The organism is Paraburkholderia diazotrophica (genome assembly GCF_900108945.1).
GTDB lineage: Bacteria > Pseudomonadota > Gammaproteobacteria > Burkholderiales > Burkholderiaceae > Paraburkholderia > Paraburkholderia diazotrophica.
Genome location: NZ_FNYE01000009.1, coordinates 58,185 through 80,740 on the forward strand (window position 1 = coordinate 58,185; position 22,556 = coordinate 80,740).

Consider the following 22,556-nt stretch of genomic DNA (forward strand, 5'->3'; position numbering starts at 1 on the left):
GCCGCCGGCGCTCCCGGCGGCCTTTTTTCGTTTGAGCCACCGTTCCTGCGCGTCGACGCCTGCCGATCGCCGCCCCTTGAGAACTGCCGCATTGCACAACGTCAGAGGCGCCGAAAAACGTGCCTGAAATCGCTCCGTCAATATCATGGTATTCCATAATACTTTGCTTCTTGGTGTAGTCCGTAAGATGGAATACCATAATCTCAACGAGCCGCAGATCAACGGCCTCGGGCCCACATCAGGAGAAACCAATATGAAGCTGGAAGTGCGCAAGCTGGTCACTTACATCGAAGAGACCTTTATCGAAGGCGGCAAAGAAGCGGCCCGGCCGTTGAAGCTGTTCGGCGCGGCAGCCGTGCTGCGTAACCCGTGGGCGGGGCGCGGCTTCGTCGAAGACCTGAAGCCGGAGATTCACGCGCTCGCGCCGCAGCTCGGCGAAATGCTGACGGCGGAAATGCTGCGCGTCGCGGGTTCGGGCGATGCGATCGAAGGCTATGGCAAGGCGGCCATCGTCGGCACGTCGGGCGAAATCGAGCATGCGTCCGCGCTGATCCACACGCTGCGTTTCGGCAACCACTATCGCAAGGCCGTCGGCGCGAAGAGCTATCTGAGCTTCACGAATCTGCGCGGCGGACCGAACTGCCCGATCTCGATTCCGCTGATGCACAAGCACGACGAAGGCATGCGCTCGCACTATCTGACCGTGCAGTTTTCGATCGTCGATGCGCCCGCGCCCGATGAACTCGTGATCGCGCTGGGCGCATCGATCGGAGGCCGTCCGCACCACCGTATCGGCGACCGTTATCAGGACCTGAAGGAACTCGAATCCAATGAAGCCTGAACTGGCGCCCGAGCGGGCGGTGTCGCATGGCGAGGCCGCGGGCACGAGCTATAGCGTCTACGCGCCGCGCGCCGACGAAGGTGGCGAGACGGTCGTGCTGATCCACGGCGTAGGCATGAACCAGAGCGTGTGGGCACCGCAGATCGACGCGTTGACGGCGTCGTTCCAGGTCGTCGTGTACGACATGCTCGGTCATGGCGACAGCGCGCTGCCGACGCCCGCGCCGACGCTCGACGAATACGCGGCGCAACTCGAAGCGCTGCTCGACACGATGCGAATCGGGCGCGCGCATATCGTCGGGCATTCGATGGGCGCGCTCGTCGCGCTCGAATTCGCGCTGACGCATCCGCAGCGCACGCTGAGCGTTGCGGCGCTGAACGCGGTCTATGACCGCACGCCCGCGCAGCGCGAAGCCGTGATGACGCGTGCTGAGATGCTCGGTGATGCGCCCGCCGGTGTGAGTCCGCATGCAGGCGTCGACGCGACGCTGTCGCGCTGGTTCGGCGATCCGATTCCCGTGCATCTGACGCAGGCGGCGCAGGCTGTGCGCGAATTGCTGCTGTCCGTCGACCCTGTCGGCTATGCGCGCACTTACCGGCTCTTTGCCAGCTCGGACGATGCGCACGTCGGCCGCCTCGCGAGTCTCGCCGTGCCCGCGCTCTTTCTCACGGGCGAGTGCGATCCGAATTCGAGCCCGTCGATGTCGCTCGCGATGGCGGCCGCGGCGCCGTTCGGCCGCGCCGAGATCATCGCGAACGAGCGTCACATGATGAACGTCACCGATCCGGCGCGCGTGAACGAAAAGCTGCTCGCGTTCTTCGCCGAAGCATCGGCAGTGAATCCGGCGCGAGCTTTCAATCCGCAGCACCGAACGATTTCTGGAGAACGCCATGACTGAGCGGACCACTGAGCGGACCACTGAGCCGACCACTGCGCCGACCACCGGGCAAATCGCGGAACAGAGTTTCGACCTCGCCGATTTTCGCCGCGCGCTCGGCGCGTTCGTGACGGGCGTGACGGTCGTCACGACGATCCAGCCGGACGGTTCGCCGCGCGGCTTCACGGCGAATTCGTTCACGTCGGTGTCGCTCGATCCGCCGTTGATTCTCGTGTGCATTGCGAAGACGGCATCGAGCTACGCGGTCTTCTCGCAGACGCGCCGCTTCGCAGTCAGTGTGCTTGCCGAAGATCAGAAAGCGGTGTCGGGCGTGTTCGCATCCAAGGCCGCCGACAAGTTCTCGCAAGTCGCGTGGCACGCGCGCACGACGGGCGCGCCCGTGATGGACGATGCGGCCGCGAGCTTCGACTGCACGACGCATGAAGTCGTCGATGCCGGCGATCACATCATATTGATCGGACGCGTCGTCGATTTTGTTCATACCACTTCGTCGCCGCTCGGCTATTGCCGGGGCGCGTATGTGAACTTCAGCCTGTCGCAGGATGCGTTGGCGGCAGCCAGTTCGCGCGCGCAAGTGGGCGCGATTCTCGAACATCGCGATGGACTCGTGCTGCTCGATACGCCGAAGGGATTGCAGTTGCCGACAGGCGTCAAGCTCGAACCCGCGAGCGATGCGGCGAGTCTGCGCGGCGTGCTCGCGAAGCTCGGTCTCGACGCGCATCTCGACTTCATTTTTGCCGTATTCGAATCGGGCAGCGGACAGGCGCCGAGTGTACAAATCTATTATCGCGGCCGCGTGATCGACAGCGGCGCTGCGTGGATCGATAGCTCGATTCGCATCGTGCCGTTGTCGCAGATTCCGTGGGATGAATTGCGCGACGAAGCCGTGCGCTCGATGCTCGAACGCTACGTGCGCGAACGCAGCGAAGACGCATTCGGCATCTATGTCGGCGATACGGAAGCCGGCACGGTACAGACGCTCGCACTTGCTCACTAAGAGAGAACAGACATCATGAAGTTTTCATTGTTTCTGCACATGGAGCGATACGACGACACGACGTCGCATCGCGAGCTGTTCGACCAGATGACCGAGCTCGTGCAGATCGCCGAGCGCGGCGGGTTCGAGACGGCATGGATCGGCGAGCATCACGCGATGGAGTTCACGATCGCGCCCAACCCATTCGTCAATCTGTCGTATCTCGCCGCGAAGACGGAGCGCATTCGTCTGGGTACGGGCACGGTCATCGCGCCGTTCTGGCATCCGATTGCGCTCGCAGGCGAAGCGGGCATGGTCGATGTCGCGAGCAATGGGCGGCTCGATCTCGGCATCGCACGCGGCGCTTATAACTTCGAATACGAGCGCCTGCTTCCCGGTCTCGATGCGATGAGCGCCGGTGCGCGGATGCGCGAGCTGGTGCCCGCGCTGCGCAAGCTCTTCGAAGGCGATTACGCGCATCAGGGCGAGTTCTGGTCGTGGCCCAAATCGACGCCCGTGCCGCGTCCCATCCAGCAGCCGCATCCGCCGATGTGGCTCGCCGCGCGCGATCCGAACTCGCATGCGTTCGCGGTCGCGAACGGCTGCAACGTGCAGGTGACGTCGCTGGCTTCCGGCGATGCCGAAGTCGTGAGCCTGATGGAGCGCTTCAACGCCGCGTGCGCCGCGCATCCTGACGTGCCGCGTCCGCAGGTGATGATGCTGATGCACACGTTCGTCGGCGCGAATGCCGCAGAAGTGGATGAAGCCGTCGAGGACCTCGCGCGCTTCTATCGCTACTTCAGCAAATGGTTCAAGAACGAGCGCCCCGTCACACAGGGTTTCATCGAGCCGCTGACGGACGCCGACGTCGAGATGTTCCCGCAATACTCGTCCGAATCGATCCGCAAGAACCTCGTGATCGGCGAGCCGAAGCAGGTGATCGCGCGTCTCAAGGGCTACGAAGAACTCGGCTACGACCAGTACAGCTTCTGGCTCGACAGTCACATGAGCTTCGAGCGCAAGCGAAAGTCACTGGAGCTGTTCATCTCCGACGTGATGCCCGCGTTCGCCGCAAGCTGACACGAAGCCTCAACATTCAACGGAGTGGCTGACATGGTCCAGCGGTTCCAGCAATACATCGACGGTGCATTCGAAGATGCGCGCGAGCACTTCGACAGCGTCGATCCATCGACGGGCGACGTGTGGGCGCACATGCCTGCCGCGAGCGCCGAAGATGTCGACCGTGCGGTGCGCGCCGCGCATCGCGCGCTGAACGATCCGGCGTGGGCGAATCTGACGGCGAGCGCGCGCGGCAAGCTGCTGTACAAGCTCGCCGATCTCGTCGCGCAACATGCGCCGCGTCTCGCGGAACTCGAAACGCAGGACACGGGCAAGATCATTCGCGAGACGCGCGCGCAGATCGGCTATGTCGCCGAGTACTACCGCTATTACGCGGGCGTCGCCGACAAGATCCAGGGCGCGTGGCTGCCCGTCGACAAGCCCGATATGGAAGTGACGCTGCGACGCGAGCCCGTCGGCGTCGTCGCGGGCATCGTGCCGTGGAATTCGCAGCTTTTTCTCTCGGCGGTCAAGGTCGGGCCTGCACTCGCGGCGGGTTGCACGATCGTCCTTAAGGCATCGGAAGACGGCCCCGCGCCGCTGCTCGAATTCGCGCGGCTCGTGCATGAGGCGGGTTTTCCGCAGGGCGTCGTCAACATCGTGACGGGCTTCGGCAACGATTGCGGCCGCACGCTGACCAGTCATCCGCTCGTGTCGAAGATCGCTTTCACGGGCGGCCCCGAAACGGCACGTCATGTCGTGCGCAATTCGGCGGAGAACCTCGCTGCGATGTCGCTGGAACTCGGCGGCAAGTCGCCCGTGCTGGTCTTCGATGACGCCGATCTCGACAGCACATGCAACGCCATCGTCGCGGGCATCTTCGCGGCGACGGGCCAAAGCTGTGTCGCGGGCTCGCGTCTCGTCGTGCAGCGCGGCATACACGATGCGCTTGTCGAACGTCTGGTCGCAAAGGCACAGGCGATCCGCATCGGCGATCCGCAGGACATGGCGACTGAAATGGGACCGCTCGCGACGCGCCGTCAACTCGAACACATCGAGCGCGTGCTGCACGCGAGCGTCGAAGCAGGCGGGCGCATCGTGACGGGCGGCAAGCAGCCTGATGGCGCGAGCAAGGGCAACTACTTCATGCCGACCATCGTCGATTGTCCGAATGCGCAAGTGCCGAGCGTGATGGAAGAACTGTTCGGGCCGGTGCTCAGCGTCGTCACATTCGATACGGAAGCCGACGCGGTCGCGCTCGCGAACGACACGCGCTATGGCCTCGCCTCCGGCGTATTCACGCGCGACCTGACGCGCGCGCATCGTCTGACGCGTGCGTTGCGCGCGGGCATCGTGTGGGTCAACACGTATCGCGCGGTGTCGCCGATCGTGCCGTTCGGTGGCTATGGCTTGAGCGGACTCGGACGCGAAGGCGGCCTCGATGCGGTGCTCGACTACACGCGCACGAAATCGGTCTGGATTCGCACATCGGATGAACCGATCGCCGATCCGTTCGTGATGCGCTGATCCATCAACGCTCGCAACGTTCGCACAGCAACAGGAGCTCGCATGTTCTACGAAATCCGCACGTACCGCATCAAGACGGGCGCCGTGCCCGCCTATCTGAAGCTCGTCGAGGAGGAGGGCATCGAGTTGCAGAAGCGGTATCTGGGTCAACTGGTCGGCTACTTCTTTTCGGAAGTCGGTCCGCTGAATCAGATCGTGCATATCTGGGCCTATCCGAGTCTCGACGAACGCGAGCGCCGCCGCGCCGCGCTCGCCGAAGACCCTGCATGGCAGGCCTTTGCGCCGAAGATTCAGGCGCTGATGGAAGAGATGGAAAACAAGATCATGAAGCCGGCGCGTTTCTCGCCGCTGAACTGAAAACCTGAGAGAGAGCGTCCGGCTCGCCGCCGTACACGTTGCCCGATACAAAACGTATTCCATGGAGACAGACATGAGCAGCAAAAGCACTTCTTTCATTGCGCCGCTGGTCGCGCTGTGCGCGGCGACGCTGGTGTCCGCGCCCGTCCTCGCCGCAGACCCGATCGTCTTCACGAGCTGGGGCGGCACCACGCAATCTTCACAACAGAAGAACTGGGCGCAGCCGTTCACGCAGGCGACGGGCATCAACGTGCTGATGGACGGCCCGACCGACTACGGCAAGCTGAAAGCGATGGTTGATAGCGGCAACGTGAACTGGGATGTCGTCGATGTCGAAGGCGACTTCGCGTACGCCGCGCAGCAGGCAGGACTGATCGAGCCGATCGATTATTCCGTCGTGAAGAAGGACGAGCTCGACCCGCGCTTCGCGACGCAGGCGGCAGTGGGCAGCTTCTACTACTCGTTCGTGCTCGGCTACAACAAGGCCAGGTACGCGGGCGCACAGCCGTCGACGTGGGCCGACCTGTTCGATACGAAGAAATTCCCCGGCAAGCGCACGCTCTACAAATGGTCGGCGCCCGGCGTGCTCGAAATCGCGCTGCTCGCCGACGGCGTGCCGCCGAACAAGCTCTATCCGCTCGATCTCGACCGCGCGTTCAAGAAGCTCGACACAATCAAGAGCCAGATCGTCTGGTGGAGCGGCGGCGCGCAATCGCAGCAACTGCTCGCATCGGGCGAAGCGCCCATCGGCATGTTCTGGAACGGCCGCCTGCATGCGCTCGAACAGACGGGCGTGCCTGTCGGCATTTCGTGGAACCAGAACCTGACGGCCGCCGACATGCTCGTGATCCCGAAGGGCGCGAAGCACAAGGCCGAGGCAATGAAGTACCTCGCCGCCGCGACCAGCCCGCAGGCCCAGGCGAAGTTCGCAACCGATACGGGCTACGCGCCGATCAACGTCAAATCGGCTGCGCTGATGTCGCCCGCGATCGCGAAGACGCTGCCCGATCAGTACAAGAACTCGCAGATCAATCTCGACATGAAGTACTGGGCCGAGAACCGCGACGCTATCGCGAAGCGCTGGTACGCGTGGCAGTCGAAATAAGCGCGCTTTGCGTGAACGTCGACACGAGCGTCGATATGAACGTCGACGCGAGCGCACATAGTCATCGGAGTGGATGGGAGACACCATGCCTAATGTTCTGAGTACCGTCGCGCATCCTCCCGCGACGGCCAAGCGCCGGCGGCGCGACTGGCGCAGCATCCGCCTGCTGGTGCCCGCGCTGCTGCTGCTCGTGATCTTCTTTCTGCTACCGGTGCTGTCGCTGCTGTTGCGCAGCGTGATCGAGCCGACGCCGGGTCTGCACAACTACGAGCAACTGCTCGGCTCGACGACCTATCTGCGCGTATTCGGCAACACCTTTCTGGTCGCGACGGTCGTGACGGTCGTGACGCTCGCGATCGGCTTTCCGACTGCGTGGCTGCTCGCCATCGCGCCGCGCAAGCTGAGTTCGTTTTTATTCGCGATCCTGCTGCTGTCGATGTGGACCAATCTGCTTGCGCGCACCTTCGCATGGATGGTGCTGCTGCAACAGACGGGGCCGATCAACCGGATGCTGATGGCGCTCGGCATCATCAGCGAGCCGCTGACGCTCGTGAACAACCTCGTCGGCGTGACGGTCGGCATGACGTACATCATGCTGCCGTTTCTCGTGATGCCGCTGCACGCGACGTTGCGCAGCATCGACGCGTCGACGTTGCGCGCCGCCGCGATCTGCGGCGCGAGCCGCTGGCAGGCGTTCTGGCGCGTGCTGGTGCCGCTCGCTATGCCGGGCGTCGCGTCGGGCGCGCTGATGGTGTTCGTGATGGCGCTCGGTTACTTCGTCACGCCTGCGCTGCTCGGCGGCCCGTCGTACATGATGCTTGCTGAACTCGTTGCGCAGCTCGTGCAGGAACTGCTGAACTGGGGCCTTGCTGGCGCTGCCGCATTCGTGCTGCTCGCCGTGACGCTCGCGCTCTACGCGTTGCAACTGCGCTTCACGGGCAGTGCGCGCGCAAGTATTGGAGGCCGGTGATGAAACAACCCCCACGCTCACTACGTTCGCTGCCCCCCGAGGGGGCGTCAGCCGTCCACGTCCGGCTCTGCAGAGCCGGACGGCTTCACAGGCGCGGAGCGGTGCTCCGCGAATTCCCTGCTACGCCCCTTGGGGCGGCCCGGCGGGAGGCTGAACAACCCCCACGCTCACTACGTTCGCTGCCCCCCGAGGGGGCGTCAGCCGTCCACGTCCGGCTCTGCAGAGCCGGACGGCTTCACAGGCGCGGAGCGGTGCTCCGCGAATTCCCTGCTACGCCCCTTGGGGCGGCCCGGCGGGAGGACTGACATGTTGCTCGATTTCGACCGTCTAGGCTCGTTGCGCTGGGTGCTGCTCGCCGTTGGCGCTGCCGTCGCGCTCTTTCTTCTGCTGCCGATACTGTTCATCGTCGCGCTGTCGTTCGGCGATTCGCAGTGGCTCATCTTTCCGGCGCCGGGCTGGACGCTGGAGTGGTATCGCCAGTTGTTCACCGACGCAGGCTGGCTCGACTCGCTGCTGACGAGCGCGAAGCTCGCGGTGATCGTCACGGTGCTGTCGGTGCTGATCGGCTTTCTCGCGTCGCTTGCGCTCGTGCGCGGCAAGTTTCGCGGACGCAACGCAGTGCAGGCGTTCTTTCTCACGCCGATGGTGCTGCCCGTCGTCGTGCTCGCCGTTGCCCTGTATGCGTTCTTCCTGCGCATCGGGCTGAACGGCACGATGACGGGCTTCGTGATCGGCCATCTGATCATCGCGTTGCCGTTCTCGATCATTTCGATCAGCAACTCGCTCGCGAGCTTCGACACGGCGCTCGAAGACGCCGCGATGATTTGCGGTGCGTCGCCGCTCGAAGTGAAGCTGCGCGTGACGCTGCCCGCGATCCGGCTCGGGCTCTTCGCTGCCGCGATCTTCGCGTTTCTTGCGTCATGGGACGAAGTGGTGGTGTCGATCTTCATGGCGAGCCCGACGTTGCAGACGCTGCCCGTGCGTATCTGGGCGACGCTGAGACAAGACTTGACGCCCGTCGTCGCGGCGGCATCTTCGTTGCTCGTCGGACTGACGACTGTATTGATGCTGGCGGGCGCCGTGCTGCGCCGCGCGCGCTAATCGACGTAACCAGCGAGGTGAACCAGACATGACTGCATTCCTGCAAATCCAGCGCCTGCGCAAAACATACGACGATGTCGTCGCCATCGATCAGGTGTCGCTCGACGTGCGCAAGGGCGAGTTCATGACCTTTCTCGGGCCGTCGGGCTCGGGCAAGAGCACGACGCTCTATATCGTCGCGGGCTTCCAGGAGCCGAGCGAAGGGCGCGTGCTGCTCGACGGCAAGCCGCTGCTTTCCGTCGCGCCGAACAAGCGCAATATCGGCATGGTGTTTCAGCGCTATACGCTCTTTCCGCATCTGACCGTGGGCGAGAACGTCGCGTTTCCGTTGCGCGTGCGCCGCCGTCCCGATGCTGAGGTGAAGGCGAAAGTCGACAAGATGCTCGCGCTCGTGCATCTGTCCGAATGCCGCGACCGGATGCCCGCGCAACTGTCGGGCGGACAACAGCAGCGCGTCGCGATTGCGCGCGCGCTCGCCTACGATCCGCCCGTGCTGTTGATGGACGAGCCGCTTTCCGCGCTCGACAAGAAGTTGCGCGAGGAAATCCAGCTTGAACTGCGCCGCATTCATCAGGAGACGGGCGTCACGATTCTCTATGTGACGCACGATCAGGAAGAAGCGCTGCGCCTGTCGGACCGCATTGCCGTGTTCAACAAGGGGCGCATCGAACAGGTTGGCACGGGCGAAGAACTGTACGCGAATCCTGCGTCGCGCTTTGTCGCGAGCTTTATCGGCAATTCGAATTTCCTGCCGGTCCGCTTGAAGTCGAACACCGATGGCGTGATGAACGGCGTGTTTCCGAACGGCCATGAAGTAGCGTCGGGTGCGTTCAATCCCGCGCTGACGCCGGGCGACGACGGCACGCTGATGATTCGCCCCGAGCAGATGCGCATCCGCTCGCTGCACGACATGCGCAGCGCAGCGAATGCGGCGAGTCTGCCCGTCACCGTGCGCGACATCACGTATCTCGGCGACGCGATGCATTACGCCGTTGCGACGCCGTGGCAGCAGGAGATTTCGATTCGCATGCCGGCGGGGCATCGCCATGACAGCGGTCTCGCGATCGGCACACAGGCGCTCGTCGACTGGGATGCGCGTGATGTGCGTCTGTTTTCTCAGGCTTGACGGTTGCGATGAGTGATGCGCTGCCTTCGCTGAGAGTCGAACGCCGCACGACGACGTTGCGCGAACTCGCGCTGGAGAAAATGCGCACCGCGATTCTCGACGCGCATTTTCATCCGGGCGAGCGGCTCGTCGAGCGTGCGCTATGCGAGGAACTCGGCGTGAGCCGGACGGTAGTACGCGAAGTATTGCGGCACCTGGAGACGGAAGGACTGGTGGATTCGATACCGAACCAGGGGCCCATCGTCGCGATACTCGATCTCGATACGGCAGCGGAGATCTACGAAATACGCGCGTTGCTGGAGGGCGAGGCCGCGATGGCCTGCGCACGGCACGCCGAGGAAAGCACGTTCGAGGAACTCGCGGCCTGCATCGACAGGATCCAGCACGCGTTCGATACGCAGGATCATCAAGCCGTGCGCGCATTCACGACGGCGTTCTACGAGCGCATGTTCACTGGGGGGAAGAAGGCGGTAGCGTGGGATATCGTGCAGTCGCTGACTGCGCGTATCAACAGGCTAAGAGCATTGACGATCGCATCCGACGACCGCGGGCGCCAGGCGGTCCAGGAAATGCGCCGGATGCTGGCCGCCATTCGCGCGCGCAAGCCAATGGAGGCACGCGAGGCCGCGATTGCGCACGTCGAAAGAGTGGCCGAGATCGCGCGTCATTTGCTGTGCGAAGGGCAGGAAAAAGCGTCATGGAGGCGCGCGGGATAAATCACGGCGAGAGGGCGTCGAGGCTCGATGCCGGGCATCATGCGACTGCCTCTTCGCGAAGACGGAACTGCGCCACCGCATCGTTGAGCCGCGTGCTCTGTTCTTCGAGCGAGAGTGCCACGGCCGCCGCTTCTTCGACGAGCGCGGCATTGCGCTGCATCGTCTGCTCCATTTGCGTGACCGTGGTGTTCACCTGCTCGATGCCCGAAGACTGCTCATCGGACGCGATGCTGATTTCGCTCATGATCGTATTGACGCGCTCGACGGCGCCGACGAGTTCGCTCATCGTCGAGCCCGCCAGCGCGACGTGGCCGCTGCCGTCGTCGACGCGCCGCGCCGAATCGCCGATCAGCTCCTTGATTTCCTTCGCTGCCGACGCGCAGCGCTGCGCGAGTCCGCGAACCTCCGTCGCGACGACCGCGAAGCCGCGTCCCTGCTCGCCCGCGCGCGCGGCTTCGACGGCCGCGTTCAACGCGAGAATGTTCGTCTGGAACGCAATGCTCTCGATGACCCCGACGATGCCCGAGATTCGTGCAGAGCTCTCGGAGATCGCGGACATCGTCTCGACGACGCGTTGCATCGCTTCTCCGCCGCGCGACGCGATGTCGGCGGCGCCCTCGACGTAGCTGCGTGCATCGCGAGCGTTGTCCGCGTTCTGGCGCACGGCCGCCGTCAACTGCTCCACGCTCGCCGCGGCCTGCTGCAGCGACACGGCCTGTTGCTCGGTGCGCGAAGACAGATCGACGTTGCCGCTCGCAATCGCGCGGACGTCGCCGACGATCGTCTCCGTGCTCGCGCGCACCTGCTTCACGGTATCGATGAGGCCGGCCTGCATCTGCTTGAGCGCATTTAGCAAATAGGCCATTTCGTTTTCGCGGGAAATGACGACGGTGCCCGTCAGGTCGCCTTTCGCGATCTTCTCGAAGTGGTCGACGGCCAGATCGATCGGCTCGACGATCGCCTTCGCAAGCGCGCGCTGCGCGAAGAAGCCGACGACGAGCGCGAACGCGGCCACCGCGCCCATCGCCCAGACGACCTGGTGGAAGCGCGTGGCGGCCGCGTCGTAGCGGGCCTTTTCACGCGCGACCTGGAATGCTTCGAGCGCGCCGATCGCGTCCTGATACGCGACGAACAAAGCGGGCGGCGCGTCACGCTGCGTGCTGAGGAAATTGAACGCGTCGTCGTGGTCGAGTTGTGACAGCGCCTTCAGAAATACCTGGTCGAGCAGCGCCTGGCGGTTGCGCTGGAGCGTGTCGAAAAGGGATTGCTCGTCGGCGGCGCGCTGGTGCAGGCGCGAGTAGGCCGCCAGTTCGTCGTTGCTCTGCGCAAGGAGCGTGTGGACTTGCGCGATCTCATCCCTGGCAGGCTGGCCGGCACTGATGATCTGCGCGACGTCGCTCAGACGTTCGCGCAGGACGAGCATGCGCTCGGAGCTTGTCTTCAGGTGCAGCAGCGAAGCGGTGTCGTCGCGATACATCGCCTCGAGCGAAGCATTGCCCACATAGAGGCCAGCGATGCACGCACCGACCACCAGCACGAGCAACACGGTATAGCCGGCGATTGTTGCGACGAGTCCGCCGCGGATAGTCAGTTGTTTTCGCACGAAGGGTCCCTTGGCCGGCGGCCGGGCGCGGCCAGCGGCCGATGTGGTTTCCGGATCACGATAGACGGGCGCTGTCTTGCAACGCGTGGCGATCCTGGGTTGCGAACGAGTTAACGACCGGGTGAATGGAAAGGTTTTGCGTGCAGGCGACGCGGATATGGCGGATTGCGACACGCGTCGTATGGGACAAAGCCAAAGCACTCAACTATCCTTACGCTTTCGACAGCGTCGGTGAAAATGCCATGACGAGAGACGACAAGTTGCGACAGGTCGCGGCCGAATTCGGATTCGATCCGGACGAGGAAATCAAGAAAGGCGGAAAGTACACGCCTCTTTTGATCGACGGGAACGCGGCCTATGTTGCCGGCCAGATTCCGCGCGTGGGAGACGTGGTGCGCTTCGTCGGCGTGGTGGGCGAATCCCTCTCGCTGGAAGAGGGGCGTCGCGCAGCAGGGACTTCGACGCTCCGCGCGCTGTCGCTGATCAAGAAGCATTGCGGAACGCTCGACGCGATATTGGCGGTGCCGCGCATCACCGTCTTCGTGCGAAGCGCGCCGGACTTCACGATGCAAAGCGAAGTCGCAGATGGCGCATCCGACGTGCTGTACGACGTGCTTGGCGATGCCGGCATACACACACGCTCGTCTGTCGGCGTGTTGCAATTGCCGAAAGGCGCGTCAGTGGAAGTGGATTTTATTTTCAGCGTGCGGCCTGCGTAGCCAGTTCGACAGAGCTGTTCGCACGACGTGGACTGCGCCAAAGCAGCCCTCCGGGGCTGCTTCGTTCTCTCGCGTCCTCGCACGCAGACATATACCTGTCATGCGCATGCGGTCGATTGCTCGGGCATCAGGTACTCGCGCAGCAAGCGCTCCTTCTTGTTCGCGGCTGCGCGGACATTGCGCTCCTTGACGTGACCGAAACCGCGTATGTCGTCGGGCAAGTTGGCCAGTTGCAGCGCCACAGGAAGACGTTTCGCGTCGAGTGTTGCGCGGAACTCATCGACGAGCGCGATGTATTCGGCGATCAGTTGACGCTCGCCGCGCCGCTCAGCCGTTCGTCCGAACACATCGAGCGCCGTGCCGCGAAGTCCCTTCATCCGTGCGAGCACGCGAAAGACGGGCAGTATCCACGGGCCGAAGCGCTTCTTCCGCAAGTGCCCGTGCTCATCGCGCTTCGCGAACATAGGCGGCGCGAGATAGAAGCTCAGCTTGTAGTCACGTCCCGGTTCACCGTCGAACTGTTGACGCAGTTTCGCCATATAAGCGGGATCCGCGTAAAGACGAGCGACTTCGTATTCATCCTTGTACGCCATGAGCTTCGCGAGATTCACGGCAACCGCTCGCGTAAGCGGCAGTTTCGAGTTGCCGGCGATGTCCATTTCCTTTGCACGAATCCCGTCGATCACGCGTCGATAGCTTCGCGCGTACGCTTGGTTCTGGTACGCGGTCAGCAATGCTTCTCGCGACGCAATCAGCGTGTCGAGCGATTCGGGCATCTGCACGACGATACGCTGAGCCGCAACATCCGGCTTGATCATCGCCTGAACGGCGGCATCGCCGTGATGCGCGACATAGCGTCCCCAGTTGAACGCCTGCCGATTCTTCTCGACCGAAACCCCATTGAGTTCGATTGCACGTACAAGGCTCGCCAGTTCCAGCGGCAGCCAGCCCTTCTGCCATGCAAAGCCGAGCAGCAGCGGATTGCTGTAGATCGTGTCGCCGAGCAGCGTGAGCGCAAGCGCGTTGGCGTCGATGAACGCGCAGCCGTCTCCGATGCTCTCGCGGAGTTCCGCTTCCGTTTGTGTTCCAGGGAAGGTCCACTTCGGGTTCTTGATGACGTCCGCGGTCGGCGTCGCGCCGCTGTTGATCGCGGCGAACGTCACACCATGCTGCGTGCGGGACAGCACATCGTTCGACGCCGACACGATCGCGTCGCAACCGATCACGAGCCGCGCTTCGCCTGTTGCAATGCGCGTTGCGTGCAGCGCTTCGGGCGCGGACGCGACTTGCACATGGCTGAGAACCGCGCCGCCTTTTTGCGCGAGCCCCGCCATATCGAGCACGGTGACGCCTTTGCGTTCGATATGCGCCGCCATGCCGATCAATCCGCCAATCGTCACGACGCCCGTGCCGCCGACGCCCGTCACGAGAATGCCATACGGCCTCGCGAGCGCAGGCAGCGATGGCAGCGGGAGCGCATCGAAATCGGGCGTGCCGCTTTCCGTGCCGCCAGCGCGTGCGGCCTGAGGCTTGCGAAGCTGCGCGCCTTCAGCCGTCACGAAGCTCGGACAAAAGCCCTTCACGCAGGAAAAGTCCTTGTTGCACGACGACTGGTTGATTTTCCGCTTGGTGCCGAGCGGCGTATCGAGCGGCTCGACGGACAGGCAGTTGGACTGCACCGAGCAATCGCCGCAGCCTTCGCACACGGCATCGTTGATGAATGCGCGGCGCGCCGGATCGGGATACGTACCGCGTTTGCGGCGGCGCCGCTTTTCGGTCGCGCAGGTCTGGTCGTAGATCAGCACCGTCGTGCCGGGCATGTCGCGCAACGTGCGCTGAACGGAGTCCAGCTGATCGCGATGGTGAACGTCGACACCCGCGGGCAGCGTAATGCCAGAGTGATACTTCTCCGGCTCGTCGGTGACGATGACGATCCGCTTCGCGCCTTCCGCGTGGACCTGATGCGCGATCTGCGGCACCGTGAGCACGCCGTCGACAGGCTGGCCGCCCGTCATCGCGACAGCGTCGTTATAGAGGATCTTGTACGTGACGTTCGCATTCGCCGCGATCGCCGCGCGGATCGCGAGCAGGCCCGAATGAAAGTAGGTGCCGTCGCCGAGATTGACGAATACGTGCTTGTCGCCGGAGAAATGCATTTGCCCGATCCACGCGACACCTTCGCCGCCCATCTGGCTGAAGGTTTCCGTCTTGCGGTCCATCCACATCGACATGTAGTGGCAACCGATGCCCGCGAGCGCGCGCGAGCCTTCGGGTACGTTCGTCGACGTGTTGTGCGGGCAGCCGGAGCAGAACCACGGCTTTCGCTCGACGGCGACGCGCGGCTTCGCGGCTTCGCGTTCTTTCGCTTCGATGATCGCGACGCGTGCGAGCATGCGCGCGCGCACGTCATCCGGCAGATTCGCGCGGGCAAGGCGGCGCGCAATGGCCTTCGCGATCAGCGCGGGCGACAGCTCGTAATGCGCGGGCAACAGCCAGTCGCCGCGCGGCACGGACCATTCGCCGCCTTCGTTGTCGCGCTCGTCGAACTTCCCGTAGATCTTCGGGCGAACATCCTCGCGCCAGTTGTACAGCTCTTCCTTCAACGCATATTCGAGAATCTGGCGCTTTTCTTCGACGACGAGTATCTCTTCGAGCCCCGTGGCGAACGCGCGCGCGTCCTGCGCGTCGAGCGGCCATACGCAACCCACTTTCAACAGACGCAAGCCGATCTGCGCACACGTGTCGTCGTCGAGGCCGAGGTCGCTCAGCGCCTGGCGCACGTCGAGATAGGCCTTGCCCGCCGTGATGATGCCGAAGCGCGGCTTCGGCGAATCGATGACGACACGGTTCAGCTTGTTCGCGCGCACGTAGGCGAGCGCGGCATACCATTTCTCGTCCAGCAGCCGGGCTTCCTGCGCGAGCGGCGCATCCGGCCATCGGATGTTGAGACCGCCGGCAGGCATCGTGTAGTCGGTCGGCGTGACGATCTCGACGCGATCCGGATCGAGATCGATCGACGCGGTGGATTCGATCACATCCGTCACGCACTTCATCGCGACCCATAGACCCGAGTAGCGGCTCATCGCCCAGCCGTGCAAGCCGTAGTCCAGATATTCCTGCACGTTCGCCGGATAGAGCACGGGGATGCCCGCCGCGATAAATGCATGCTCGGATTGATGTGCAACGGAAGACGATTTTGCGGCGTGGTCGTCGCCGGCCAGCACGAGCACGCCGCCACGCGCGTCGCTGCCTGCGGAGTTCGCGTGCTTGAACACATCGCCCGTGCGGTCGACGCCCGGACCCTTGCCGTACCACATGCCGAACACGCCGTCGCGCGTCGCGCCCGGCCACAGGTTGATCTGCTGCGTGCCCCACACGGACGTCGCGGCCAGATCCTCGTTGACGCCGGGCTGAAACACGATGTCGTTTGCCTGCAGATGCTTTTTCGCTTTCCACAGCGACTGATCGAGCGCGCCGAGCGGCGAGCCGCGATAGCCTGAAATGAAGCCGGCCGTGTTCAGCCCCGCTTTCAGATCGCGAGCCTTCTGCAGCATCGGCAGACGCACGAGCGCCTGCGTGCCGCTGATGTACACGCGGCCTTTTTCAAGCGTGTACTTGTCGTCGAGCGTCACAGGCGTGGCAGGCGTTTCGGTCGCCAGTTGGGATTGGTCGAATTGATCAGACGTAGCGGCTAGATCGGGCGCATTCATGGGGGCTGTCTCCGGCGGAATCGTGATTTTTCGCCGAGTATAGAAAGCCGGATTGCTATCGTAAAATCACAAATAAGCAACTCTGGTATCCGAAAATCAGATGGCATTCGATCTCACACTTCGGCAATTGCGCTACTTCGTGGCGGCGGCGCAAACAGGCCAGTTCTCGATGGCGGCCGCCAACGAGCACGTGTCGCAATCGGCGATCACCAATGCCGTTCTCGCGCTGGAAAGCGGTGTCGGCACGCGTCTGTTCGAGCGGCTGCCTCAGGGCGTCGCGCTCACGCCGGATGGCCAGGATTTCTACAACCACGCGCGGCGCGTGCTGGACGCGGCGCGCGATGCCATCCACAAGCCGCCGTTCCGTTCACACGACATGCGCGGCATCGTGCGGATCGCCGCGTCGTATACGGTGCTGGGCTACTTTCTGCCGGAACTGCTCGCACGTTTTCGCGCGACCTATCCGTTGATCGACTTCGATTTGCGTGACATGGAGCGAGCGGATATCGAAAGTGCGGTTCTCGCCGGCGACATCGAGATCGGCGTGGTGCTGCTTTCGAATGTCGAGAACCTCAACCGCTTCGGCAGACAGGTGCTGATCCGCTCGCGTCGGCAGCTATGGGTTGCGCCGACACACCCGCTCGCGCAACTCGACGCACCGTCGCTGAAGGACATTGCCGCGCATCCGTACATCCTGATCACAGTCGACGAAGGCGAGCAATCGACGCTTCGTTACTGGAAGAAAAAACGCATCGAGCCGAATATCGCGTTTCGCACGAGTTCAATGGAAGCGCTGCGCGGGCTGGTTGCACACGGCTTCGGCGTGACCGTCCTCTCGGATATGGTGTTCCGCCCGTGGTCGCTGGAGGGTAAGCGTATCGAAGCGCGTCCGATTCTGGATGCCGTTCCGCAAATGGATGCGGGCATGATCTGGCTGAAGGGCGCGCGGCTGAGTGGACCAGCGACTGCGCTACAGCAGTTTCTGATCCACGCATGCGGCGGTTGAACGGCGACGCGACGCGCCGCTCAGTGCGAAATGCTTTCGAGCGACTTGCCGAGCGTTCGCGGACCCATCAGGCCGATCGCGACGATGACGAGCGTCATCGCACCTGCGATGAAAACGAACACGCCCGTCACGCCGAATTCCTTCAGCGTGAACGCGATAACGAAAGAACTGAACACGGCCGAGAGCCGGCTCCACGAATAGACGAAGCCCACTGCGCGTGCGCGGATCGCGGTCGGATAGAGTTCCTGCTGATACGTGTGATAGGTGAACGAGATGATGTTGCCGGCCAGCGTCAGCAAAACACCGAGCGTCACGATCGCGACCGCCGACGCCACCTGGCTGAACAACAGGCCGCTGACGATATTGAGTGCAGCCATGCAGACGATCACATGCTTGCGCTCGAAGCGATCCGCGATCCAGTAGCCGAGCAGCGGCCCAAGCGGCGCCGCAAGGCCGATAACCGTCGTGTACAGCAGGCTCGACGTCACCGTGATGCCTTGCTTGACGAGCAGAGTCGGCACCCAGTTCGCGAAGCCATAAAAACCGACCGTCTGCAAGATGTGGAAGATGATGAGCATCACCGTGCGCTTGCGATACGGCGGTTTCCACATATCCGCGAAGCCTGCCTTGCGGGGCACGGGGTCGGACGGTCCCGGCTCGGGCAGCGGCTGTCCGTATTCGCTCGCAACTTTTTCTTCGAGCCGGGAGAGGACTTCGTCGGCTTCGCGAATTCGTCCTTTACTCGCCAGCCAGCGCGGACTTTCCGGCAGATTGCGCCGGAAGTACCAGATAAAGAGCGCGCTGATACCGCCGAGGAGCACGACCCATCGCCAGCCATCGACGCCGAACGGCGCGTTCGGTACAAGCAGATAAGAAAGAAACGCAACGACGGGCACAGCCGAGAAGCCGAGCGTCTGGCAGATCGCGAAAGCCCTGCCGCGCAGATGTTTCGGCGCAAGCTCGGACATGTAGGTGCCGATGGTCACCAGCTCGACGCCGATGCCCATGCCTGAAACGAAGCGCCAGAAATTCAGGCCGCTCGCGGTGTCCTGAAAGGCCATCACGGTGTTGGCCGCCACGTACCACAACAAGGACCACGTGAAGATCGCTCGTCGGCCGAAACGGTCGGCGAGAAAGCCGCAAGCGACGGTGCCCAGAAACAGTCCGCAAAAGAGCGCCGCAATGAAGCTCGCGACGCCCGATGTGCCGAACAGGCCCGACGTCGTCGATGTGAGAATGCCGCTCTTGACGAGGCCCGGCGCGACGTAGCCGGTAAAGAGAAGATCGTACAGCTCGAAGAAGAATCCGAGGCTGAGCAGCACGATCAGCTTCCAGACCGCGCGTGTTGCAGGCAGCCTGTCCAGACGGGCGGAAATCGCGCCTGTGTCGACGGCAGAAGCTGTTCCGGCTAGCGCCGGATGATCTGCGGCGCGCAGTTGTGACGCGCCCTCCATCATGGCCATGTGTGTCTCCAGTATCGTCGTTGTATGGTTTGCGAGCGAACCATCAGGCCCGCTGCGCACGCGCCTTCAATTCATCGAATGAAGCGATATGGCCGGCGAGCGCGCTGGCCACCACGGTCGGCGGACTTGCGAGCCAGACCTGGCCCGGACCCGAGCGGCCCGGAAAATTGCGGTTGATCGCGCTGATCGTGACCTGGCTCGCGTCCACGGAAGCGCCCGGCCCGCAATTGGCGCATGCGCCGCATGACGGTTGCAGCAGAATGGCGCCGGCCTGCTCGAATGCGTCGATGTAGCCGCGCTGCACGCAATAGTCCCGCACATCCGATGTGCCGAACTGAAGGTACAGCTTCACGTTCGACGGGACGCGCAGGCCACGCGCGGCAGCCCATGCGAGGACTTCGTGATAGTGGTCGAAGTCTTCGCGCTTGCCAGCGGTGCACGAGCCGCCATAAGCGATATCGACGCGCGGGCGCTCAGCGAGATCGCGCAGCGCGATGCCGTTGCCCGGATCGCCGGGTGAGGCGAGCATCGGCGTGATGCCCGCACAGTCGATCTCGATCACGTCGGTATAGCTTGCGCCCGCATCGCTGCGCATCCACGGTTCGATCACGAAGTCGACGCCGCGCCGCGCCTTGAGAAAGCGCACGGTCTCTTCATCGGGCGCGACGATGCCGGTCAAGCCGCCGAGTTCGGCCGTCATGTTCGTCAGCGTCGTGCGTTCATCCGTCGTCAGTTGCGCGATCGCAGAGCCCGCGAACTCGAACACTTTGCCGACGCCCGCGCCGGCTCGGATTCTCGGATCGGCGAGCAGATGCAGCACCAGGTCTTTCGCGGTGACGCCGGCTGGAATGGAGCCGTTGAAATCGACGCGCAGCGATTGCGGCACGGTCATGCGCACTGCGCCGGTGACGAATGCATTCGCCATATCGGTGGTGCCGACGCCGAACGCCACGCATCCGAGCGCGCCGCTATGCGGCGTGTGCGAGTCCGTGCCGACGATCAGATGGCCGGGCAGCGCGTAGCGCTCGGCCATCATCGCGTGCGAGATGCCTTCGGAGCCTTCGCTAAAGCTGCCGTCGACTTCGCTGAGATAGCCGTGATTCTTCAGCCCGTGGTCCTGAGCGAATTGCCTGTGCGCCGCGGATAGTTCGTTGACGTCAGGCAGCAAACCATTTCTGATGTGAAGCGCGCTCTTGTGCGAATAGGAGAGGTGGTCTTCGAACGCAAGAATGGTGTCCGGCTGATGCAGCGACAACGGCTTGCCGAACGTCGCGTGCAGCATGTGCGTCGCCATACCGGTGTAGTACTCGTGGATGAAGCGCCAGTCCGCGCGCACGAAAATGCCAGAGCCGGGCGCGAGCGATGCGCCCGTTCCTTCTGTGCGCAGCGCGTGACGCTCGATGATTTTCTGCGCGAGCGTGCGCGGCTCACCATGCGCGGCGCGATCTGCGGCCTCGATATGCCGCATGTGCCGCGCGCCATAGCGCAGCAAGCCGCCGCTTCGGAGAATCGACGCGGACAGCGCGTCGCGCGATGCGACGAGTTCCTCGATGTCGATCGGCTCGCCGCGCCGGATGCGGTCGATCAGCCCAAAATCCGTCGACGTGAAGAGTCCGAGGTTGTCCGCGTTCTGACGATAGATCCGTTCGAAACTCTTCGCGATCACGAGCCGGATGCCCGCGCGATATTCCGCGAGCGGACTGTGCTCGCGCGACGATCCCTTGCCGTACCGGTTGCCCGCGACTGTCACGCAGAAACGGCCGTTGCGGATCGCGTCGGCGCCGATGGGATTGCGTCCTCCCGTGCGAAAGCCGAGATAGGGAAAGCGGCCGAGACGCTCGTCGAAGCGGGTGAGCACGCTCATCGGCGTGATCTCGTCGGTCGAGACATCGTCTCGCAGCGTGCCCGCTGTCGCCTCGGTCAGATCGAGCCCGTCGAGTTGCCGCTCGACCCGTTGCGGGTCCTCGCAAAGAAACAATATCCGGCCCGTCAAATCCAGTGTCGCCATCCGATTTCTCCTTGAACGGAAATCTAGACGGCAGCGCGAACGGGCAAGAAGTGCTGGATCGGCAAAGGGGGCATCGCAAACCGCGATGTCCTCGTTAACCCTCGGCGTGCGTCAGCGAGTCGATCAGTGCCTGCACGGCCTTCAGGCGTGAAGACTTCTTGAGCGCATGAACCCGCAGGCTGCGACGGGTCGCCCACGGCTCATCGAGCGGGCGGCGCACGAAGCCGTGCGATCCGGCGAACGCGGACGCGGCACTCGTCGGCACAATGCCGATGCCGAGTCCTGCTTCGACCATCCGGCACTGCGCATCGAAGCTGTTGACCGTCACGGCCAGCTTGAGCGGCGTACGAATGGCGTCGGCGCGCTCGTTGACGAGCTGATCGAGCGAGCCGCCCGCCTGAAGGGCGACGAGCGGAAAGCGGATGACATCGCTGAAAGTCGGCGCGTCGAGCGCGGCAAGTTCATGATCGGGCGGCAGCACGACCATCAGCGGATCATCGGCGAAGTGCCACGAATCGAGGCCACCCGGTATCTTGCCGCTCGCGCAGATGCCGACGTCGGCGCGGTCGTCGACGCACGCGCGGATCACTTCATCGCTGATCTGTTCCGTCAATGCGATCTGTACGAGCGGGTATCGCGCCTGAAACGCTTTCAGCCGCTCGGGCAAGAAGCCGACGATCGCCGATGCATTCGCATACAGCCGCACGACGCCGGCGATCTGGCCGCTCAGCGACTGTACCTCGCGTGCCAGCGATTGCAACTGATCATGCAGTGACACTGCGCGCGCGAACGCATGGCGGCCCGCTTCGGTGAGTTCGACACCCGACGGGGAGCGGATGAGCAAGGTAAGGCTCATGGCGGTTTCGAGATCCGCAATGCGCCGGCTGAGCGCCGAAGGGGCGATGTGATTACGACTGGCCGCGCGAGCAATCGAGCCCTCCTGCACCACGGATATGAACAGTTCCAGGCTGTATGGATCGATTCGCACGCCGCCAGAATCCCTGTCGAGTTTGATGGCTTGTCGGATGGGCACGTCGAAGCACTGCGTCAGCGCTTTTCGCGCAACGCCCGTTTCCACACCCAGGTGCTTCGACTGCTCCGACAGCGGCAATAGTAGCAGCCGTGCTTTTGCGATCGCAGGCGGCTGCTGCTCAGCCGCTCGTGCTAGTGCCCGTTACGGAATGACTCAGTCGCGGCGATTCGGGAGTCGCTTTTACGGCTTGCTCCAGACCTGTTTCCAGCACATGAGGAACGTGCCATGAGCGTCTCTCGAGACGGCTCCTTCAACCGCGCACGCGGACCCCGTTAGTGCGGGGCCGTAGTGGGCGACTTCTCTGTCGGCGTCGGCGAGTACATCGGCGGGCACCCGGC

At 63.5% G+C, this 22,556-nt stretch carries 18 protein-coding genes; 13 read left to right on the forward strand and 5 right to left on the reverse strand.

What is annotated here, in order from left to right; genetic code table 11:
- The first annotated feature begins 253 nt into the window (after positions 1-253).
- The 11 genes from BMW76_RS13930 (at position 254) to BMW76_RS13985 (ending at position 10,676) form a co-directional block, all read left to right on the forward strand.
- Positions 254-841: an amino acid synthesis family protein gene (locus tag BMW76_RS13930; protein ID WP_090865848.1), complete on the forward strand. Its 588-nt coding sequence runs from the start codon at positions 254-256 to the stop codon at positions 839-841.
- Positions 831-1,739 carry an alpha/beta fold hydrolase gene (locus BMW76_RS13935; RefSeq protein ID WP_090865851.1) on the forward strand — a complete coding sequence of 303 codons (909 nt, stop codon included), beginning with the start codon at positions 831-833 and terminating at the stop codon, positions 1,737-1,739. The genes BMW76_RS13930 and BMW76_RS13935 overlap by 11 nt, the downstream gene beginning before the upstream one ends.
- A complete protein-coding gene (locus BMW76_RS13940; RefSeq protein ID WP_245763215.1) occupies positions 1,732-2,736 on the forward strand; it encodes a flavin reductase in 1,005 nt (334 codons plus the stop codon). The genes BMW76_RS13935 and BMW76_RS13940 overlap by 8 nt, the downstream gene beginning before the upstream one ends.
- Before the next feature lie 15 nt (positions 2,737-2,751).
- Complete coding sequence (locus BMW76_RS13945; RefSeq protein ID WP_090865853.1) at positions 2,752-3,795, forward strand: LLM class flavin-dependent oxidoreductase; 1,044 nt, start codon at positions 2,752-2,754, stop codon at positions 3,793-3,795.
- Between the two features lie 33 nt (positions 3,796-3,828).
- Positions 3,829-5,301: an aldehyde dehydrogenase gene (locus BMW76_RS13950; RefSeq protein ID WP_090865855.1), complete on the forward strand. Its 1,473-nt coding sequence runs from the start codon at positions 3,829-3,831 to the stop codon at positions 5,299-5,301.
- 42 nt (positions 5,302-5,343) lie between these two features.
- Complete coding sequence (locus BMW76_RS13955) at positions 5,344-5,658, forward strand: NIPSNAP family protein (RefSeq protein WP_090865856.1); 315 nt, start codon at positions 5,344-5,346, stop codon at positions 5,656-5,658.
- Positions 5,659-5,731: 73 nt separating this feature from the next.
- Positions 5,732-6,763, forward strand: a complete 1,032-nt coding sequence (locus BMW76_RS13960; protein WP_090865857.1) for an ABC transporter substrate-binding protein — start codon at positions 5,732-5,734, stop codon at positions 6,761-6,763.
- Between the two features lie 85 nt (positions 6,764-6,848).
- Positions 6,849-7,733: an ABC transporter permease gene (locus BMW76_RS13965; RefSeq protein ID WP_090866101.1), complete on the forward strand. Its 885-nt coding sequence runs from the start codon at positions 6,849-6,851 to the stop codon at positions 7,731-7,733.
- Positions 7,734-8,039: 306 nt separating this feature from the next.
- Complete coding sequence (locus BMW76_RS13975; RefSeq protein WP_090865858.1) at positions 8,040-8,834, forward strand: ABC transporter permease; 795 nt, start codon at positions 8,040-8,042, stop codon at positions 8,832-8,834.
- 28 nt (positions 8,835-8,862) lie between these two features.
- Positions 8,863-9,960: an ABC transporter ATP-binding protein gene (locus BMW76_RS13980; RefSeq protein WP_090865859.1), complete on the forward strand. Its 1,098-nt coding sequence runs from the start codon at positions 8,863-8,865 to the stop codon at positions 9,958-9,960.
- An 8-nt stretch (positions 9,961-9,968) separates the two neighbouring features.
- The gene (locus BMW76_RS13985) at positions 9,969-10,676 is read left to right on the forward strand and encodes a GntR family transcriptional regulator (protein WP_090865860.1); all 708 of its coding nucleotides are present in this window, start codon (positions 9,969-9,971) and stop codon (positions 10,674-10,676) included.
- A gap of 37 nt (positions 10,677-10,713) precedes the next feature.
- Here BMW76_RS13985 and BMW76_RS13990 read toward each other — a convergent pair whose 3' ends face one another.
- The gene (locus BMW76_RS13990; RefSeq protein ID WP_090865861.1) at positions 10,714-12,279 is read right to left on the reverse strand and encodes a methyl-accepting chemotaxis protein; all 1,566 of its coding nucleotides are present in this window, start codon (positions 12,277-12,279) and stop codon (positions 10,714-10,716) included.
- A 242-nt stretch (positions 12,280-12,521) separates the two neighbouring features.
- Between BMW76_RS13990 and BMW76_RS13995 the strand changes: the two genes are divergently transcribed.
- Positions 12,522-12,998: a RidA family protein gene (locus tag BMW76_RS13995; RefSeq protein WP_090866103.1), complete on the forward strand. Its 477-nt coding sequence runs from the start codon at positions 12,522-12,524 to the stop codon at positions 12,996-12,998.
- Positions 12,999-13,096: 98 nt separating this feature from the next.
- Here BMW76_RS13995 and BMW76_RS14000 read toward each other — a convergent pair whose 3' ends face one another.
- A complete protein-coding gene (locus BMW76_RS14000) occupies positions 13,097-16,708 on the reverse strand; it encodes an indolepyruvate ferredoxin oxidoreductase family protein (RefSeq protein ID WP_090865864.1) in 3,612 nt (1,203 codons plus the stop codon).
- Positions 16,709-16,808: 100 nt separating this feature from the next.
- Here BMW76_RS14000 and BMW76_RS14005 point away from each other — a divergent pair, with 100 nt between their 5' ends.
- Complete coding sequence (locus tag BMW76_RS14005; protein WP_090865865.1) at positions 16,809-17,714, forward strand: LysR family transcriptional regulator; 906 nt, start codon at positions 16,809-16,811, stop codon at positions 17,712-17,714.
- Positions 17,715-17,734: 20 nt separating this feature from the next.
- On the opposite strand, the gene BMW76_RS14010 is transcribed toward BMW76_RS14005, so the two are convergent.
- The 3 genes from BMW76_RS14010 to BMW76_RS14020 form a co-directional block, all read right to left on the reverse strand.
- Complete coding sequence (locus BMW76_RS14010; protein WP_090865866.1) at positions 17,735-19,177, reverse strand: MFS transporter; 1,443 nt, start codon at positions 19,175-19,177, stop codon at positions 17,735-17,737.
- A 43-nt stretch (positions 19,178-19,220) separates the two neighbouring features.
- Positions 19,221-21,185: an aconitase family protein gene (locus tag BMW76_RS14015; RefSeq protein ID WP_090865867.1), complete on the reverse strand. Its 1,965-nt coding sequence runs from the start codon at positions 21,183-21,185 to the stop codon at positions 19,221-19,223.
- Positions 21,186-21,279: 94 nt separating this feature from the next.
- Positions 21,280-22,173 (reverse strand): LysR family transcriptional regulator, encoded by an 894-nt coding sequence (locus tag BMW76_RS14020; RefSeq protein WP_090866105.1) that lies wholly within the window; start codon positions 22,171-22,173, stop codon positions 21,280-21,282.
- Positions 22,174-22,556: the final 383 nt, after the last annotated feature.

What these genes read in the sequence shown, in the direction of transcription:
- BMW76_RS14010 (WP_090865866.1), bottom strand. Translation starts at nt 19,177, where the DNA reads ATGGCCATGATGGAGGGCGCGTCACAACTGCGCGCCGCAGATCATCCG.
- BMW76_RS13985 (WP_090865860.1), top strand. Translation starts at nt 9,969, where the DNA reads ATGAGTGATGCGCTGCCTTCGCTGAGAGTCGAACGCCGCACGACGACG.
- BMW76_RS13980 (WP_090865859.1), top strand. Translation starts at nt 8,863, where the DNA reads ATGACTGCATTCCTGCAAATCCAGCGCCTGCGCAAAACATACGACGAT.
- BMW76_RS13965 (WP_090866101.1), top strand. Translation starts at nt 6,849, where the DNA reads ATGCCTAATGTTCTGAGTACCGTCGCGCATCCTCCCGCGACGGCCAAG.
- BMW76_RS13960 (WP_090865857.1), top strand. Translation starts at nt 5,732, where the DNA reads ATGAGCAGCAAAAGCACTTCTTTCATTGCGCCGCTGGTCGCGCTGTGC.
- BMW76_RS13950 (WP_090865855.1), top strand. Translation starts at nt 3,829, where the DNA reads ATGGTCCAGCGGTTCCAGCAATACATCGACGGTGCATTCGAAGATGCG.
- BMW76_RS13945 (WP_090865853.1), top strand. Translation starts at nt 2,752, where the DNA reads ATGAAGTTTTCATTGTTTCTGCACATGGAGCGATACGACGACACGACG.
- BMW76_RS13930 (WP_090865848.1), top strand. Translation starts at nt 254, where the DNA reads ATGAAGCTGGAAGTGCGCAAGCTGGTCACTTACATCGAAGAGACCTTT.
- BMW76_RS13940 (WP_245763215.1), top strand. Translation starts at nt 1,732, where the DNA reads ATGACTGAGCGGACCACTGAGCGGACCACTGAGCCGACCACTGCGCCG.
- BMW76_RS13955 (WP_090865856.1), top strand. Translation starts at nt 5,344, where the DNA reads ATGTTCTACGAAATCCGCACGTACCGCATCAAGACGGGCGCCGTGCCC.
- BMW76_RS13935 (WP_090865851.1), top strand. Translation starts at nt 831, where the DNA reads ATGAAGCCTGAACTGGCGCCCGAGCGGGCGGTGTCGCATGGCGAGGCC.
- BMW76_RS13975 (WP_090865858.1), top strand. Translation starts at nt 8,040, where the DNA reads ATGTTGCTCGATTTCGACCGTCTAGGCTCGTTGCGCTGGGTGCTGCTC.
- BMW76_RS13995 (WP_090866103.1), top strand. Translation starts at nt 12,522, where the DNA reads ATGACGAGAGACGACAAGTTGCGACAGGTCGCGGCCGAATTCGGATTC.
- BMW76_RS14015 (WP_090865867.1), bottom strand. Translation starts at nt 21,185, where the DNA reads ATGGCGACACTGGATTTGACGGGCCGGATATTGTTTCTTTGCGAGGAC.
- BMW76_RS14000 (WP_090865864.1), bottom strand. Translation starts at nt 16,708, where the DNA reads ATGAATGCGCCCGATCTAGCCGCTACGTCTGATCAATTCGACCAATCC.
- BMW76_RS14005 (WP_090865865.1), top strand. Translation starts at nt 16,809, where the DNA reads ATGGCATTCGATCTCACACTTCGGCAATTGCGCTACTTCGTGGCGGCG.